The organism is Candidatus Thermoplasmatota archaeon (genome assembly GCA_018814355.1).
Classification (GTDB): domain Archaea; phylum Thermoplasmatota; class Thermoplasmata; order UBA10834; family UBA10834; genus COMBO-56-21.
In genome coordinates, this window is the sequence record JAHIZT010000085.1 from 1 (window position 1) to 2,212 (window position 2,212).

At 53.2% G+C, this 2,212-nt stretch carries 2 protein-coding genes; both read left to right on the top strand.

Annotated elements, in window-relative coordinates:
* The coding region (locus tag KJ653_06455; GenBank protein MBU0685468.1) for a hypothetical protein at positions 1-884 on the top strand (884 nt) is incomplete at its 5' end.
* A 96-nt stretch (positions 885-980) separates the two neighbouring features.
* The coding region (locus tag KJ653_06460) for a hypothetical protein (protein ID MBU0685469.1) at positions 981-2,212 on the top strand (1,232 nt) is incomplete at its 3' end.

The following is a 2,212-nucleotide window of genomic DNA, read 5'->3' on the forward strand; positions in this document are numbered from 1 at the left end:
CAATGGCTGAAGGATCTGGTCCCATGAAACTACCAAGGTTCCTGTCCGCATTTCAGATGGCGCCGCCGCAGATTGTCGGTCTGGCACTTGTCGCAGTCGGAATTCTTTTGCTGATCCTAGCATATAATGCTCAATCGAACATAGACGAAATCGGAGCAACAAACGATCCGGATCTGCAAGACCAGGTTTCAGTCTACGAGAACCAGAGAAACATGTATCTTGTAGGCGGAATAGGATTTGTCTTCATGGGTATGTTCGCAATTGCCATGCTCTCGGAGCCATCCATGCCTGCACTTCTTTCCCAATCGGGGATGATTTCAACCTCAAGGATGGCGAATGAGACCGTCCAGGGACTCCAGCTCAAGGGCAATGCGTGCTATCTACCGGCAAAGCATGGACTAACGCGAGAACGGATCTTCATTCCTGCCCCAATAGAGAATCCCGCTGCTCCCCTCGCACTCTCTGACGATTTGGTGATGTCGCCAGGGAAGGATGGCTCGACGCCAGGCATGCTTCTGGAGCCTCTCGGTTTCGAACTATTGAACAGGATTGAGCGTGAGTTGGATGCGAATCTCCTGGGCATTGGTCTCGAAGCCGCTGAGGGAACGCTTCAGATTCTCAAGCACGGTCTTGGGATGATTAAGGATTTCCACTTCAAAGAGAGAGAAGGAAAAACGGTGTTGCGAGTCGAGTACAGTGGCCTCATCGATGCCTGTCGCAAAGTCCGCAAGGAAAGGCCAGACACCTGTCGGCAGATCGGATGCATCGGCTGTGCGTGTCTCTTGACTGCTGCTGCGCGGGCTACAGGGAAGGTCGTATGTATCGATGACGTGGACAACAGCAGAGATACGGTCGTATTCACCCTCACGCTGAAGGAATGGTAGAGGAATGCCCGATTTGAGATCTGCCAGGGGCATGAAAGACCTAACGTCAGCTTGGAGAGGAGGTTTTTATAACCGATGCATTGTTTTCTGATTGAAATGACCAACAGATCTCCTTCGCATAGCAGGGTTGTTTCGCTTTTTGTATCAGCAGCAGTAGCGATGCTCCTGCTCTCCCCGATTGCTTCTTTCAACTCGAAAGCGGAAGACATCCCGCACGAGAACTACGACCTTGTCAAATCCAATCTCGACGTAGTCATCGCGCTACTCAGAACATCAATCGCGTATTCCGAGAACGCGCTCGGAAGAATGTACAACGAGAGCATGGCTCAAGTCGAGGAGAATCTCACCGTGGTTAGGGGGCTCCTGACGCCAGCGCAACTCATTCTGGACAGGATCAGGAACATAGCTAGCAGCTACGAGAATCTGAGCAAGCTGCTACCTCCTTTCAACAGTCTCTCGGTTCAGATGGATTCCTTCTCATCCAAGGAGGTGTCGCTTCTCGGGGCGAGAGATGATGTGGTCTCGGCTTCCCGCCTCACGAGTCTCACTGGAGAACAGATGAAGAATGCGCTCGACTCCATCAAGATGTTCAACACGCTAATCGATCAGATGAATAGTACGATAGATAGCATGCTCGTTTCTGCGGACGGCATAATCGGCCTTGTCGTCGAAGGGAATCAGCCGTTTACGAACAATCGTCTGATCCCGCTCATCGAGCAGCTCAGAGACCTCCTACATGCAATCCAGGCGGAGACGGACCTCATCACCCAGGGAGTCCCGTGGAGCCAGCCGTTCTCCCTTCTCTGGCTCTCGGCCGGAGACTACTATCTCGGGGATCAGATCACCGGTGGAGGCCTCCTGTACTTCGATGGCGTGCCCCAAGTCGGGCATCTCGTGACGATTCAGATGGACGGGGCGAACCTCACCTCGGCGATTACTTCGTCCGGCGGGAAATTCTCCTTTGCCTATCCGATTCCGTTGAATGCTAGTTGGCTGGGGAGCCATGTCCTACAGGCTACGTCGACGACACCGGCTGGGATTTTGAACTCGGACAATGTCACGATCAGGATACTGCTCGTCCCGACAACGATATCGTTGCATGTCAACAGCAAACTGTTGACACTGGAGGACCAGCTACATGCTGACGTGCATGTGGAGGACTTCCGAGGACTACCGCTCGCCGAAGCGCCATGCTATTTCTTGCTCGAAGGCCAGAACCTGTCTTTCCGAACCGATACGCTCGGAGGGTACAAGACATTCTGGGAAGCGTCCGACCTGGGTTACGGAGTACACACGCTCCAGGCATTCTATGTCGGCGAGCTGCCATA